Origin of the sequence: Roseateles albus, from assembly GCF_028595345.1 — a bacterium.
GTDB lineage: Bacteria > Pseudomonadota > Gammaproteobacteria > Burkholderiales > Burkholderiaceae_C > Paucibacter_A > Paucibacter_A albus.
In genome coordinates, this window is sequence record NZ_JAQQXT010000008.1 from 157,186 (window position 1) to 169,711 (window position 12,526).

The window sequence follows — 12,526 nt, forward strand, 5'->3', positions numbered from 1 at the left end:
ACCCAAGTAGACCATTGATGAGTGCTCTGACCGGAATTCTTTACGCCTTGCTCGCCGCCTATCTGGGAGGCTGGTACACCGGCTTCTGGAGCGGTAACTTTTCCTTCTTGCTGTTCGTGCTGACGATGGTCACGCTGTGCTTTTGGCTGGCCGAGCGTTTTCACTTCGAGCCCAAGCGGGCCCGCGCGGCGGCGCAATTGCTGGAAGCCGACGCTCAGCGCCGCCAGACCCTGGCCGCCCAAGGCATCAAACGGGTTGACGGTGACGTCGAAGTAGCCCGTCAGGAAATTCTGCGGCAGCCCTGGTGGTTGGACTGGACGGCGGGCTTGTTCCCGGTGATTTTGGTGGTCTTTTTGCTGCGCTCCTTCTTGTTTGAGCCCTTCAAGATTCCGTCCGGCTCGATGGTGCCTACGCTGCTGGTGGGTGATTTGATTCTGGTCAACAAGTTCCATTACGGCATTCGTTTGCCGGTGATCAATAAAAAGATCATCGCTAACAATGACGTCAAGCGGGGTGACGTGATGGTATTCCGCTGGCCCGGTGACACCAGCATCGACTACATCAAGCGCGTGGTCGGACTGCCCGGTGATCAGGTCAGTTATTTGAATCAACGCCTGTATGTGAACGGCGAGTTGGTGCCGGTGCAGGCGCAAGGCGACTTTTATGACGAAAGTTCGATGACCTATCGGCCGCGTTTTACCGAGAAGCTGGGCGAGAAAGAGCATCAGTTGCTGGTGGATCCGCAGCGCTCGCCGCTGTTCAGCCCCAACCGAGCCGGCGGCCCCTTCCCCTTCCAGGAGAATTGCAAGTACAGCCCGGAAGGTGTGAGCTGCAAGATCCCGGCCGGCCATTACTACTTGGTCGGTGATAACCGTGACAATTCCGGCGATTCACGCTTCTGGGGTTTTGTGCCCGACGAAAACATTGTCGGCAAGGCCTTTTTTGTTTGGATGAATTTCGGTAACCTCAAGCGCATTGGCGCCTTCAATTGAACTTGATTTGCCAACACCATCATCTGAGGAAGCAAGCCATGCGTCAGACCGGATTTGTCAGGGCCCGGCATAACTTGAAGCTGAGTGGGCAAATGCGTGGGCAATGCCATGGACAGCGCGGCGTCAGCCTGCTGGGCCTCTTGTTCTGGGGCGTGCTGCTGGCCTTTGTCGGTGTGGTGGGCGCACGCGTGTTTCCGACCGTGCTTGAGTTCTACACCATTCAAAGAACGGTGGACCGCATCGCGGCCTCCAACCCGGCCACGGTGCCGGCGGTACGGGCCGACTTTGATAAGGCTCAGCAAGTCGAGTATTCGATCACCAGCATCAACTCCAAAGATCTGGTGATCAGCAAAGAAAACGACAAATTGCAAATCAGCTTTGCTTACGACAAGCAGATCGAGCTGGGCGGCCCGGTGTACTTGTTGATCAAGTACGAAGGGCGCTCGCGCTAAATGCGAGGCTTGTTTTCATGAGTCCGCAGCTTGCTTCCCTGCAGCAAAGGCTCGGCTACAGTTTCAAGCAGCCCGAGCTTCTGACTCGGGCAGTCACGCACCGCAGTTTCAGTGCCGATCACAACGAGCGTCTCGAATTCTTGGGTGACGCCGTGCTCAGCTTGGCGGTGTCCGCCTTGCTGTATGAGCGCTTTGGCGCATCAGACGAAGGCGATTTGACCCGCGTGCGCGCCCACTTGGTCCGTGAGGAGAGCTTGCACCGTTTGGCACTCAGCTTGGAGTTGCCCAAGGTGCTGCGCATCAGTGAAGGCGAAGCCAAGGGCGGCGGCGCGCAGCGGCCCTCTATCTTGGCTGACGCCACCGAGGCCTTGATCGGCGCGGTGTTCCTGGATGCAGGCTACGCGCCAGCGCATGAGGTGGTGCGCCGCCTGTTGGGCGAGTTGATTGATGGTTCGGTGATGGATAACTGGGCCAAAGATGCAAAAACAGCCTTGCAAGAATGGTTGCAAGCGCGCCGAATGGCGGTGCCGAGCTATACCATTACCGAAACCCGCGGCCAAGCTCATGCGCAGACCTTCGAGATCGAATGCGCGGTGCCTGCCCTGAAGATTTCCAAGCGCGGCGAGGGTCGTTCGCGGCGCATTGCCGAACAGAACGCCGCCCGTCGCTTACTCGACGAATTGATTGCCCGCGACAAACCAAACGCTGGCTTGCGCGACTGAAGGAGCCGGTCTCACCACCGCCCACACCATGAACGAAAACACCCGCCAACCGACCGATGAAACCCCGGTGGCTGAGCTGCCAGCCGGCCCTGATGTTTCAACGCTGGACCCGGCTATCCCAAAGCGATGCGGTCTGATCGCCATCGTCGGCCGGCCCAATGTCGGCAAGTCGACGCTGCTGAATGCCTTGGTGGGCCAAAAAGTCAGCATCACGTCTGACAAGGCTCAAACCACGCGCCATCGCATCACCGGCGTGCGCACCATCGAAGAAGCCCAGTTTGTCTTTGTCGACACGCCTGGCTTCCAGATGAAACATAACGCAGCGCTCAATCGCACGCTGAACCGCACTGTGCACAGCGTGCTGGGTGACGTCGATCTGGTGCTGTATGTGCTGGAAGCAGGGCGCTTTGGCCTCGATGACGCCAAGGTGTTGTCGCTCTTGCCCGAAGACAAGCCGGTCGTGATGATCGCCAACAAACTCGACGCTGTGCAGCGCCGGGCCGAGCTGGCGCCGTGGCTCAAGAGCATGGCCGAGCGCCGCAACTTTGCCGAGTTCGTGCCTTTGTCGGCCAAGAAAGAGTCCGACGTCACACGGCTGTTCAAGATCCTCAAACCTTATCTGCCCGAGCAGGGCTGGTTCTATGAGGAAGATGCACTGACCGACCGCTCGGAGAAGTTCCTGGCCAGCGAAATCATCCGCGAAAAGCTGTTCCGCCTGACCGGCGATGAGCTGCCCTATACGTCCACTGTTGTCATCGATAAATGGGAAGACGAGGGCGAGCTGCGCCGCATATCGGCCTCCATCGTGGTCGAGCGCGACGCGCACAAGGGCATGATCATTGGCTCGGGCGGCGAGCGCCTCAAGCGCATCGGCTCCGAAGCGCGTCAAGAGCTTGAGCATTTGATGCAGGGCCGCGTGTTCCTGGAGTTATGGGTCAAGGTCCGTTCGGGCTGGGCCGACACCGAAGAGCGCGTGCGCACCTACGGCTACGAGTAAGTTCTAAGCTTCGATCGAGATTCAAGGCTATGGCAATTCGCGGCGCGCGCGCACCCGCGATCCAGCAGGCTTTTGTGCTGCACCATTACGACTGGAGCGAGTCCAGCCTGATCCTCGATCTGTTTACGCGCGAGCAGGGCCGCATTGCCGTGGTCGCCAAGGGGGCGAAGCGGCCTTATTCGCAAATGCGTGCGGTGCTGCTGCCGTTTCAGCGCATCCAGGTCAGCCTGTCCAAACCGGTCAAATCGGCAGAAGGCATCGGTGACGCGCCAGGGCCTGAGGTGGTCACACTGCGCGGCGCCGAATGGGCGGGTGGCTCCACCATGCCGGCCGGCGCGGCGCTGTTTTCTGGCTACTACCTGAATGAGTTGCTGCTCAAGCTGCTGGCGCGCCAGGATCCGCATACCGCTTTGTTTGATGCTTATGCCGCCACGCTGCCGGCTTTGCACGCCAATGAAGACGCTCAGTCACAGGCGGCGCTGCGAGCGTTTGAGCTGCGACTATTGCGGGAAATTGGCCTGCTGCCTGATCTGAGTTTGTCGACCCTGACACAGCAGCCGCTGGATTTGGACCGGCAATATATGTTGAATGCCGAAGCTGGGGTGCTGCCGCCGCAGGCTGATGCGCCGGCTTTCAGTGGCTTGGCCTTGGTGCAGCTGCAAGCAGCCCTCTTGCATGGCAGCATGGCGGCCCTGCAGCAGGCCTGTAGCCCTGTGCTGCCGGCCCTGCGAACGACCTTGCGTGGCCTGCTTCACTATCATCTCGGGCAGCGGCCGCTGCGCACCCGCCAGGTCATGCAGGACTTGCAAAAACTTCTTGATTGATAGATAGATTAGCCCCATGAACCCACTTGTCGCTCCCGAGTCCTCCCGCACGCACAGCGCGCGCTGCGCCTTGTCGGTCAATGTCAACAAGGTCGCGCTGCTGCGCAATACCCGGCATCTGGGCATCCCCAGCGTGCTGCGTGCGGCCGAGGCTTGTCTGTTGGCCGGTGCGCAAGGCATCACCGTGCACCCGCGCCCCGATGCGCGCCATATCCGCACGCAGGACGTGCATGAGTTGGCGGCGCTGATGAAGGCCTGGCCTCAAGCCGAGTTCAATATCGAGGGCAACCCGACCCAGAATCTGATGGACTTTGTCCGTGAACTGCGGCCCCATCAAGTGACCTTTGTGCCCGATAGCGAGGACCAATTCACGTCCGACCATGGCTGGCAATTCCCGGCAGATATGGATCGTCTGCGCCCCTTGGTCGCGGAGGCTAGTGCCTGCGGTGTGCGGGTCAGCTTGTTCATGGACCCATTGCCCGAGGCCATGGCCTATGTAGCCGAACTTGGCGCCGAGCGGGTCGAGCTCTACACGGAGACCTACGCCAGCGCTTTTGGCAGCGAGCGTCAGGCCGAGGTTTTGGCCGGCTTCACGCGCACCGCTGAAGCCGCGCTCGCACTCGGCCTGGGACTGAACGCCGGACATGATTTGAACCGCGACAACCTGACGGCTTTTCTGCGCGCCGTGCCCGGTGTGCAAGAGGTCTCGATCGGCCATGCGCTGGTGGCTGATGCCTTGGAGCTTGGCTATACGGAGACGGTGCGCGACTATCAGCGCTGCATCCAGCGCGCCTATGCAGCGCTGTGAGCGGCGCTTTTGAGCGGAACATTGAGCGGAGCATTGAGCGGTGACGACTGCTGAAGTTTTGATGCGCCGCGCCCGGCCCGAAGATGCCTTGCGCATCGCCGCGCTGGCGCGCTGGGTCTGGCTGGACCGCTATGCCATTGACGGCGTCAACGGCGATGTGGCGGACTATCTGAGGCGGGAATTCGACGAGCAAGCATTGCGCCAAGCCTTGGACCTTGGCCGCCATTGGCTGGTGGAGCGGGGCGATACCTTGTTGACCTGGGCTCAGCTCGATGATGCCTCGCCTTGCCCTGTTGATGCGGGTGGCCCGGCGGTTGAATTGAAGCGGCTTTATGTCTCGCCGCGCAGCCAGGGCCAGGGCTTGGGTGCTCGCCTGCTGCGTCAATGCCGGCAAGAGTGGCCCGAGCAGCCCTTGTGGCTGAGTGCCTGGGTCGGCAATGAAGATGCGCTGCGTTTTTATCGCCGCGAAGGTGCAGCCTATTGGGGCGAAACCTGGTTCGAGTTGGGAGGCGAGCAGCACCGCAACGAGGTGCTGGGCTGGCCTGCCCTGGAGCGTTTGGAATGATTTACGGCATTGGTACCGACATCTGCGACGTCCGCCGCATCCGCGACACCTTGGCGCGGCGCGGCGAGCGCTTCGCGGAGAAGGTTTTGGGCCCGCAGGAGTTGGTGGTGTTCCGCGCTCGCAGTGCCAAGGTGGCCGCCCGCGGTGTCAGCTATCTGGCCACCCGTTTCTCGGCCAAGGAGGCCTTCTCCAAGGCGATCGGTACAGGCATGCGCATGCCGATGACTTGGCTCGACTGCGAGATTGTCAACGCCGCCAGCGGCAAGCCCGAGATCCGTTTGCATGGCGAGTTAGCGCGCTGGTTTGAGAGCAAGGGGCTTAAAGCCCATGTTTCGGTCAGTGACGAGACCGACTACGCCAGCACTTTTGTAATTGTTGAAAGCAAGGACTAAAAAATGACGACAGCCGACAAGGCCTCATCCATCCACGCACCGCTGGTGCTCGATATCGCTGGGCTGGCGCTGGACAGCGACGACAGGCGCCGGCTCAAGCATCCGTTGGTCGGCGGCCTGATCCTGTTTGCGCACAACTTCGAAAGTCGCGCCCAGCTGACATCGTTGACGGCGCAGATCAAGGCGATCCGCCCCGACGTCTTGATTGCGGTTGACCATGAAGGTGGCCGCGTCCAGCGTTTCCAGACCGACGGCTTCACCCATCTACCGTCGATGCGTTCCTTGGGCGAGTTGTGGATGGAAGACGCGATGCGCGCCACCGCTGCCGCAACTGCAGCCGGTTATGTGCTGGCCAGCGAACTGCGCGCCTGCGGCGTGGATTTCTCGTTTGCGCCGGTGCTTGACCTCGACTATGGCGCCAGTTCGGTGATCGGCGACCGCAGCTTCCATCGCGACCCGCGCGTGGTCGCGCTGCTGGCCAAGAGCTTGATGCATGGCCTCTTGCTGGCCGGCATGCAGGCCTGCGCCAAGCATTTTCCCGGCCATGGTTTCGTCAAGGCCGACTCCCATGTGGACGTGCCGGTCGACAAGCGTAGCCTCAAGGCCATCATGGCCGAGGATGTGAAACCGTTTGAATGGCTGGTCATGAGCATGGGCGCGGTGATGCCGGCGCATGTGATCTACCCCAAGGTCGATGCCAGGCCGGCCGGTTTCAGCGAGCGCTGGTTGCAGGAGATTCTGCGTGAACGATTGGGTTTTGGCGGCGCGATCTTCAGCGACGATCTCGGCATGGCCGGCGCCCGTGTGCTGGACGGCCAGTCCATCGGCTTCACGCAAGCCGCGCTGGCCGCCTTGCAGGCCGGCTGTGACATGGTCTTGCTGTGCAACCAATCCGGCGTCGACGAGGGCAGTGCCTTGGATGAAGTGCTGGCCGACCTGGGCCAGGCACAGGCTTCAGGAAGCTGGTTGCCTAGCGCTGAGAGCGAAGCCCGGCGCGCAGGCCTGCTGCCACAAACTGCGCCGCTGACCTGGGACGAATTGATGCATGAGCCGGCCTATCACCAGGCCTTGGTGAGCCTCAGCTAAAGCCGCAAACCTCAGCCCTGCGCCAGCAAGGTCGCCACCTCGGCCGCCGAGCGCACGCCTAACTTGGCAAACACGCGGGCGCGGTGGACCTCGATGGTGCGCACCGAGACATTCAGCTCATCGGCGATCACCTTGTTGAGTCTGCCGGCTGCGACCCGGCCCATCACCTCGCGTTCGCGCTCGGTCAGGCTGGCCAGGCGGGCATGGCGCTCGCCGGCATGCGCGCCTTCGACGCGCATTGCCGCATCGACTGCGAGGGCCTGCTCCAGGCGGTCGGCCAGCGCGTTGTCGCTATAGGGCTTTTCGAGGAAGTCGAACGCACCTTTTTTGAGCGCCTCCACCACCATGGGGATGTCGCCATGGCCGGTCAAGAAAAGCACCGGGTTGCGCAGGCCCCGCGCGAGCAATTCGTCATGCAGCTTGGTGCCGGACATCGGCTCCATCCGTACGTCCAGCAAAAAGACCCCATGTGGTGCGGCTGGGCTCTTGGCATCCAAGCTCGCCAACAAGGCCGGGCCGCCATCGAAGCTGAGCACCTGCAGGCCGCGTGAGGCGAGCAAGAAGGCCAAGGCGTCGCGCACCGCTGGGTCGTCATCAACCAAATAGATATGGGGCTTAGTCATGGTTGGATTCTCCGCTGTTGAGGGCGTCGCGGGCCTGTTCATGCAAGGGGAGGCTGAATGAGAAGCGCGCGCCTCCGCTGCTTGATTCGCCGGCCTCGAGCAGGCCTTGGTGGGCCTCGATGATGGAGCGGCAAATCGCCAGGCCCATGCCCATGCCCTCGCGTTTGGTCGAGTAAAAAGGTGCGAACAAGGTCTGGGCGTCGCGCCCGGCGAGCCCTGGGCCGTTGTCGCTCACATCAACACGCAAGTATTCGGTCTGCGGAGCCGAAGAAGAAACGTCCGAGCGGCCGCAGCAAACGATGATGCGCCGGTCTTGCGCCTTGGCCTGCAGCGCGTCGGCTGCGTTGCGCACCAGGTTGATGACGACCTGCTCGATCAACACGGCGTCGGCAAACAGGGGCGGCAAGCTTTCAGCTAACTGCAGTTCCACCTGCACCTGGGTGCGCCTGAGCTCGCGGCCCAGCAGGGCCACCGCGTCGGTGATCACCTGCTGCAGGTCGCAAGCCTCGCGCTGCGGCTCGCGCCGGGTCAAGAATTGTCTGATCCGCTGCACGATGCGACCGGCCTGGGCCGCTTGTTGTCCGAGACGTTGCAGCGCACCGAGTACCGCCTCGTCGTCGATGCCGAGCTTGGCGAGCGAGTTGGTGATGCCTGCGTTGTAGCTGGCAATCGCCGTCAGGGGCTGATTCAACTCATGCGCCAGCGTGGACGCTACTTCACCCAGCATGGTCAGCCGGGCGTTGTGGCTCATGGCTTCGACCTGGCGGCGCTCGCCTTCTTCAAGCCGCTTGGCATTGGTGATGTCGATGATGGAGCCCATCCAGCCGATCTGCTTGCCCGCCGCATCGACCAGCGGCGACTCGAACACCTTGACCTCCAGCGTGCGCCCATCGGCATGCCGCCAGCGCGCCTCGAAGCCTTCGCGGGGGGCATGGCCTGCCAGATTCAGTCTGTTGCGGGCCGTCAGTTCTTCTAGGGCATCGGGTGGCCAATAAGGCATGGGCGGGCGCAGGCCCAACAGGCTCTCCGCGCTGAATCCCACCATGTCGCAAAAGGTCCGGTTGACATAGAGCAGTCGGCCATCCGCATCACGCGCACGCAGGCCGACCAGGGCCGAGTCCTCCATGGCTCGGCGCCAAGCGGCTTCGGTACGCCAGGCGGCTTCGGTCCTGGTGATCTGCCGCACTTGGCGGCGCAGCAGCCAGCTGGCCCCTGCAATCAGCGGCAAGAAGCCGGCGGTCAAGACCAAGGCCAGCGGCCGCGTCGAGATGCTTGGCGGATCACGCAGCGTCAGCTCCAAGGCGGCGTCACTGAGCGTTGTCTCGCTCAGCGGGCTGGCGCGCAAGGGGCCCGGGAAGCTGACGCGGTAGCTGGGGCGCGGCCCTTGGGCCAAGCGCACGCTGCCCTCGGTACTGGAGGCAATCACTTGGTCAGCACTGTCCACCATCTGAATATCGTATTTGTGGCTCAGCCACCATGGCACGCCGCGCTTGAGCAGCAGGGCCGGTGAATAACGCACTACCAGCATGCCTTCGGCACCATCTTTGCCCACCGGGGCCGTCAGGTGCAAGGACAGCCCATCCTCCTCAATCGGCCGCTGGCCTTCGGCAGCTGCCGGCAGCTGCGCCTGGACGCGGTTGCGCAGGTCTAACCAAGTCACCGATAGCCAGAGCCGGCGCAGACCTGCATTCAGCTCGGGCTGGGCCGCCAGGCTCTCTGCGCTGGGCTTGTGACCCTGCAGCCTGGCGGCCAATTCGCGCAGATGGCCGAGCTCGTCATCGAGCTTGGCGCGCAACTGGGCCTCGGTGCTGAGCGCATCTGAGATCATGGTCTGGCGCTGCAAGGCCCGCTCTTCTGCTTCGTTATTGCGCGCCCAAACCAGCACGCCCAGCACAAAGCCCAGCGATAGCAGCAAGGGCAGCGCCCATAGCCAAGCGCGCATCAGCGAGCGTTTGCTGATATCTGATGGGCTTGCGGCGGCAGGGGCTTGTTGGCTGGGCATGACGCAAAGTCTAAGTGCCAGCTCTGTGCTGCGGGCTGAGCGAGGCGCTTAAATGTGGAACTCCACAACTACCCGGCCGGCGCCTGAGCTTTCACAATCTGCGCACAGTGGCCAATCCCAATTTCATCAGTGCCATGCTTTGGAGACCGAAATGAATAAGCCCCAAGTTCAAACCCCCTTCTTCGCCCGCCGCTTGCTGCTGAGCACGCTGACCGCCTTGACCGTGGCTCTGCCCGTTTGGGCGCAGGCGCAGACTCCCATCGTGATCAAGTTCAGCCATGTGGTGGCCCCCGACACCCCCAAGGGCAAGGGCGCGCAGCGCTTCAAGGAGCTGGTCGAGCAGCGCAGCGCCGGCAAGGTCAAGGTCGAGCTTTACCCGAACAGCCAGCTCTACAAGGACAAGGAAGAGCTCGAAGCCTTGCAACTGGGATCGGTGCAGATGCTTGCACCTTCGCTGGCCAAGTTCGGTCCGCTGGGCGTGAAGGACTTCGAGGTCTTCGATCTGCCCTTCATCTTCAAGGACACGGCCGCCTTCCGCGCCGTCACCGATGGCCCCGTGGGAGCTGATTTGTTCAGCAAGCTGGAGCCCAAGGGCATCAAGGGCTTGGCCTATTGGGACAACGGCTTCCACATCATGAGCGCCAACAAGCCGCTGCATGCGGTGGCCGATTTCAAAGGCTTGAAGATGCGTATCCAGTCCAGCAAGGTGCTGGACGCGCAGATGCGCGCGCTCGGCGCGATCCCGCAAGTGATGGCCTTCAGCGAGCTGTATCAGGCGCTGCAGTCGGGCGTGGTGGACGGCACCGAAGGCGTACCGTCTAACTTCTATACCCAGCGTATTTTCGAAGTGCAAAAGCACATCTCCATATCCAACCATGGCCATCTGGCCTATGCGGTGATCGTCAACAAGAAGTTCTGGGACGGTCTGCCGGCTGATGTGCGCGGCATGCTTGAGGTGGCGATGAAGGACGCCTCCATCTACGCGAATGCAATCGCCCAGACCGAGAACGCTGTGGCGCTCGACAAGATCAAGGCCAGTGGCAAGACCACGATCTACACCCTGACCGATGCCGAATCGAATGAGTGGAAGAAGGCCTTGATGCCGGTGCACAAGGAGATGGAATCGCGCGTCGGCAAGGCCACGATTGCAGCGGTTTACAAGGCGGCAGGTTTCGTCGCACCGAAGTAAGCATAGAAAAAAGAGAACCAGAGGCATGCAACGATGATCAATCGCCTGCTCAATCATTTGGAGGAGTGGCTGATTGCCTTCCTCATCGGCGCGGCCACCTTGGTCATCTTTGTCGCCGTCGTACACCGTTATGTCTCCGGTATCCCGGTGATCCAGGACTACACGGTGCAGATCAACCTCAGCTGGGCGCAAGAGCTCTGCATCTTCATGTTTGTGTGGATGGCTAAGTTCGGCGCCGCTTACGGGGTGCGCACCGGCATCCACGTTGGCGTGGACGTGGTGCTGCGCAAGTTAAGCGGCAAGCCGCAGCAATATCTGGTCTTGTTCGGCTTGCTGGCCGGCGCCTTGTTCACCGGCACGGTGGCGGCGCTGGGCGGCAATTTTGTCTGGCATATCGCGCAGACCGATCAGACCTCCGCCGATCTGGAGATCCCGATGTGGTGGGTGTATCTGTGTGTGCCTCTGGGCTCATCGCTGATGTGCTATCGCTTCTTGCAAGTGGCCTGGAGCTATAGCAAAACGGGTGAATTGCCGCACCATGACCACGGTCATGTCGAAGGCCTTGAGACAGAAACAGAAGTGGGTGCAAAAGCATGAACGCCGCCATCATCTTTGTCCTCTTGATCGTGCTGATGCTGACCGGCATGCCGATCAGCATTTCGCTCGGCCTGACGGTGCTGACCTTTTTGTTCACGCTCACCGATGTGCCGATCCAGTCGGTTGCCTTGAAGCTGTTCACCGGCATCGAGAAGTTCGAGATCATGGCGATCCCCTTCTTCATCCTGGCCGGCAACTTCCTCACCCACGGCGGCGTGGCGCGGCGGATGATCCGCTTCGCCTCGTCCATGATCGGCCATTGGCATGGCGGGCTTGGTCTTGCTGGTGTGGCGGCTTGCGCGCTGTTTGCGGCAGTGTCGGGCTCATCACCTGCCACGGTGGTGGCGATCGGCTCGGTGATCCTGCCGGCCATGGTCAAGCAGGGCTTCCCCAAGCGCTTTGGCGCCGGCATCATCACCACTTCGGGTTCGCTGGGCATCTTGATTCCGCCCTCGATCGCGATGGTGATGTATTCGGTCTCAACCAGCACCTCGGTGGGCGCGATGTTCATCGCCGGTGTGGTGCCGGGCCTGATGCTGGCCACGGCCTTGGGTGCGACGACCTGGTTCATCGCGCGCAAGAACAATTACCCGCGCTTGGACAAAGCAACTTGGGGTGAGCGCTGGGCGGCCTTCCGTGAAAGCGTCTGGGGCCTGCTGCTGATCGTCGTCGTGATGGGCGGCATCTACAGCGGCATCTTCACGCCGACCGAAGCGGCGGCGATGGCAGCGGTCTATGCCTTCATCGTGGCCGTGTTCATCTACAAGGACTTGCCGCTCAAGCGTGTTGCCAAGGTCTTGCTCGACTCGGCCAGCATGAGCGCGATGCTGCTCTACATCATCACCAATGCGGTGCTGTTCAGCTTCTTGATGACCAGCGAAAACATCCCGCAGGCGATGGCCGACTGGCTGATCGGCCAGGGCTTTGGTCCGGTTGCCTTCTTGCTGGTCGTCAATATCTTGCTGCTTTTGGCCGGCAATGTGATGGAGCCCAGCTCTATCATCCTGATCCTGGCGCCTATCTTGTTCCCGGTGGCCATCAAGTTAGGCATTGACCCGGTGCACTTCGGCATCCTGATCATCGTCAATATGGAGGTCGGCATGTGCCACCCACCGGTGGGGCTGAACCTGTATGTGGCCTCGGGCATCACCAAGATGGGTATCTCGGAGTTGACGGTGGCGGTGTGGCCGTGGTTGCTGACAATGCTGATCTTCCTCGGCGTGGTCACCTATGTGCCGGCCATCTCGCTGTGGCTGCCGCATCTGTTGATGAAGTAA

General features: G+C 61.6%; 14 protein-coding genes. 12 read left to right on the forward strand and 2 right to left on the reverse strand.

Going from position 1 to position 12,526, the window contains the following annotated elements; genetic code table 11:
• The first annotated feature begins 17 nt into the window (after positions 1–17).
• From lepB to nagZ, 9 genes are read left to right on the forward strand one after another with little or no spacing between them, the layout of a single operon-like run.
• The gene (lepB, locus tag PRZ03_RS14350) at positions 18–992 is read left to right on the forward strand and encodes a signal peptidase I (protein WP_263531628.1); all 975 of its coding nucleotides are present in this window, start codon (positions 18–20) and stop codon (positions 990–992) included.
• Between the two features lie 38 nt (positions 993–1,030).
• Positions 1,031–1,444, forward strand: a complete 414-nt coding sequence (locus tag PRZ03_RS14355) for a DUF4845 domain-containing protein (RefSeq protein WP_338109611.1) — start codon at positions 1,031–1,033, stop codon at positions 1,442–1,444.
• Between the two features lie 17 nt (positions 1,445–1,461).
• Positions 1,462–2,166: a ribonuclease III gene (gene rnc, locus PRZ03_RS14360; protein WP_273600933.1), complete on the forward strand. Its 705-nt coding sequence runs from the start codon at positions 1,462–1,464 to the stop codon at positions 2,164–2,166.
• 28 nt (positions 2,167–2,194) lie between these two features.
• The gene (gene era, locus PRZ03_RS14365; RefSeq protein ID WP_273600934.1) at positions 2,195–3,163 is read left to right on the forward strand and encodes a GTPase Era; all 969 of its coding nucleotides are present in this window, start codon (positions 2,195–2,197) and stop codon (positions 3,161–3,163) included.
• Between the two features lie 35 nt (positions 3,164–3,198).
• Positions 3,199–3,987 carry a DNA repair protein RecO gene (recO, locus tag PRZ03_RS14370; protein WP_409993968.1) on the forward strand — a complete coding sequence of 263 codons (789 nt, stop codon included), beginning with the start codon at positions 3,199–3,201 and terminating at the stop codon, positions 3,985–3,987.
• A 16-nt stretch (positions 3,988–4,003) separates the two neighbouring features.
• Positions 4,004–4,795, forward strand: a complete 792-nt coding sequence (locus tag PRZ03_RS14375; protein ID WP_263531632.1) for a pyridoxine 5'-phosphate synthase — start codon at positions 4,004–4,006, stop codon at positions 4,793–4,795.
• A 40-nt stretch (positions 4,796–4,835) separates the two neighbouring features.
• A complete protein-coding gene (locus PRZ03_RS14380) occupies positions 4,836–5,360 on the forward strand; it encodes a GNAT family N-acetyltransferase (protein WP_273600937.1) in 525 nt (174 codons plus the stop codon).
• Positions 5,357–5,752, forward strand: a complete 396-nt coding sequence (gene acpS / locus PRZ03_RS14385; protein WP_273600938.1) for a holo-ACP synthase — start codon at positions 5,357–5,359, stop codon at positions 5,750–5,752. The genes PRZ03_RS14380 and acpS overlap by 4 nt, the downstream gene beginning before the upstream one ends.
• Positions 5,753–5,755: 3 nt before the next feature.
• Complete coding sequence (nagZ, locus tag PRZ03_RS14390) at positions 5,756–6,838, forward strand: beta-N-acetylhexosaminidase (RefSeq protein WP_273600939.1); 1,083 nt, start codon at positions 5,756–5,758, stop codon at positions 6,836–6,838.
• 11 nt (positions 6,839–6,849) lie between these two features.
• On the opposite strand, the gene PRZ03_RS14395 is transcribed toward nagZ, so the two are convergent.
• Together PRZ03_RS14395 and PRZ03_RS14400 are read right to left on the reverse strand one after the other, a co-directional pair.
• The gene (locus tag PRZ03_RS14395) at positions 6,850–7,461 is read right to left on the reverse strand and encodes a response regulator transcription factor (RefSeq protein ID WP_273600940.1); all 612 of its coding nucleotides are present in this window, start codon (positions 7,459–7,461) and stop codon (positions 6,850–6,852) included.
• Positions 7,454–9,463, reverse strand: coding sequence for a two-component system sensor histidine kinase NtrB (locus PRZ03_RS14400; RefSeq protein ID WP_273600941.1), 2,010 nt, complete (start codon positions 9,461–9,463; stop codon positions 7,454–7,456). The genes PRZ03_RS14395 and PRZ03_RS14400 overlap by 8 nt, the downstream gene beginning before the upstream one ends.
• 151 nt (positions 9,464–9,614) lie before the next feature.
• Here PRZ03_RS14400 and PRZ03_RS14405 point away from each other — a divergent pair, with 151 nt between their 5' ends.
• Genes PRZ03_RS14405 through PRZ03_RS14415 form a run of 3 tightly spaced genes read left to right on the forward strand, consistent with a single transcriptional unit; the run spans position 9,615 to position 12,526 of the window.
• Entirely contained in the window at positions 9,615–10,652 is a 1,038-nt protein-coding gene (locus PRZ03_RS14405; RefSeq protein WP_263531638.1) for a TRAP transporter substrate-binding protein, read from the forward strand.
• A 33-nt stretch (positions 10,653–10,685) separates the two neighbouring features.
• Entirely contained in the window at positions 10,686–11,249 is a 564-nt protein-coding gene (locus PRZ03_RS14410; protein WP_273600942.1) for a TRAP transporter small permease, read from the forward strand.
• Positions 11,246–12,526: a TRAP transporter large permease gene (locus PRZ03_RS14415; RefSeq protein WP_263531640.1), complete on the forward strand. Its 1,281-nt coding sequence runs from the start codon at positions 11,246–11,248 to the stop codon at positions 12,524–12,526. The genes PRZ03_RS14410 and PRZ03_RS14415 overlap by 4 nt, the downstream gene beginning before the upstream one ends.

What these genes read in the sequence shown, in the direction of transcription:
- lepB (WP_263531628.1), top strand. Translation starts at nt 18, where the DNA reads ATGAGTGCTCTGACCGGAATTCTTTACGCCTTGCTCGCCGCCTATCTG.
- PRZ03_RS14355 (WP_338109611.1), top strand. Translation starts at nt 1,031, where the DNA reads ATGCGTCAGACCGGATTTGTCAGGGCCCGGCATAACTTGAAGCTGAGT.
- rnc (WP_273600933.1), top strand. Translation starts at nt 1,462, where the DNA reads ATGAGTCCGCAGCTTGCTTCCCTGCAGCAAAGGCTCGGCTACAGTTTC.
- era (WP_273600934.1), top strand. Translation starts at nt 2,195, where the DNA reads ATGAACGAAAACACCCGCCAACCGACCGATGAAACCCCGGTGGCTGAG.
- PRZ03_RS14375 (WP_263531632.1), top strand. Translation starts at nt 4,004, where the DNA reads ATGAACCCACTTGTCGCTCCCGAGTCCTCCCGCACGCACAGCGCGCGC.
- acpS (WP_273600938.1), top strand. Translation starts at nt 5,357, where the DNA reads ATGATTTACGGCATTGGTACCGACATCTGCGACGTCCGCCGCATCCGC.
- nagZ (WP_273600939.1), top strand. Translation starts at nt 5,756, where the DNA reads ATGACGACAGCCGACAAGGCCTCATCCATCCACGCACCGCTGGTGCTC.
- PRZ03_RS14395 (WP_273600940.1), bottom strand. Translation starts at nt 7,461, where the DNA reads ATGACTAAGCCCCATATCTATTTGGTTGATGACGACCCAGCGGTGCGC.
- PRZ03_RS14400 (WP_273600941.1), bottom strand. Translation starts at nt 9,463, where the DNA reads ATGCCCAGCCAACAAGCCCCTGCCGCCGCAAGCCCATCAGATATCAGC.
- PRZ03_RS14405 (WP_263531638.1), top strand. Translation starts at nt 9,615, where the DNA reads ATGAATAAGCCCCAAGTTCAAACCCCCTTCTTCGCCCGCCGCTTGCTG.
- PRZ03_RS14410 (WP_273600942.1), top strand. Translation starts at nt 10,686, where the DNA reads ATGATCAATCGCCTGCTCAATCATTTGGAGGAGTGGCTGATTGCCTTC.
- PRZ03_RS14415 (WP_263531640.1), top strand. Translation starts at nt 11,246, where the DNA reads ATGAACGCCGCCATCATCTTTGTCCTCTTGATCGTGCTGATGCTGACC.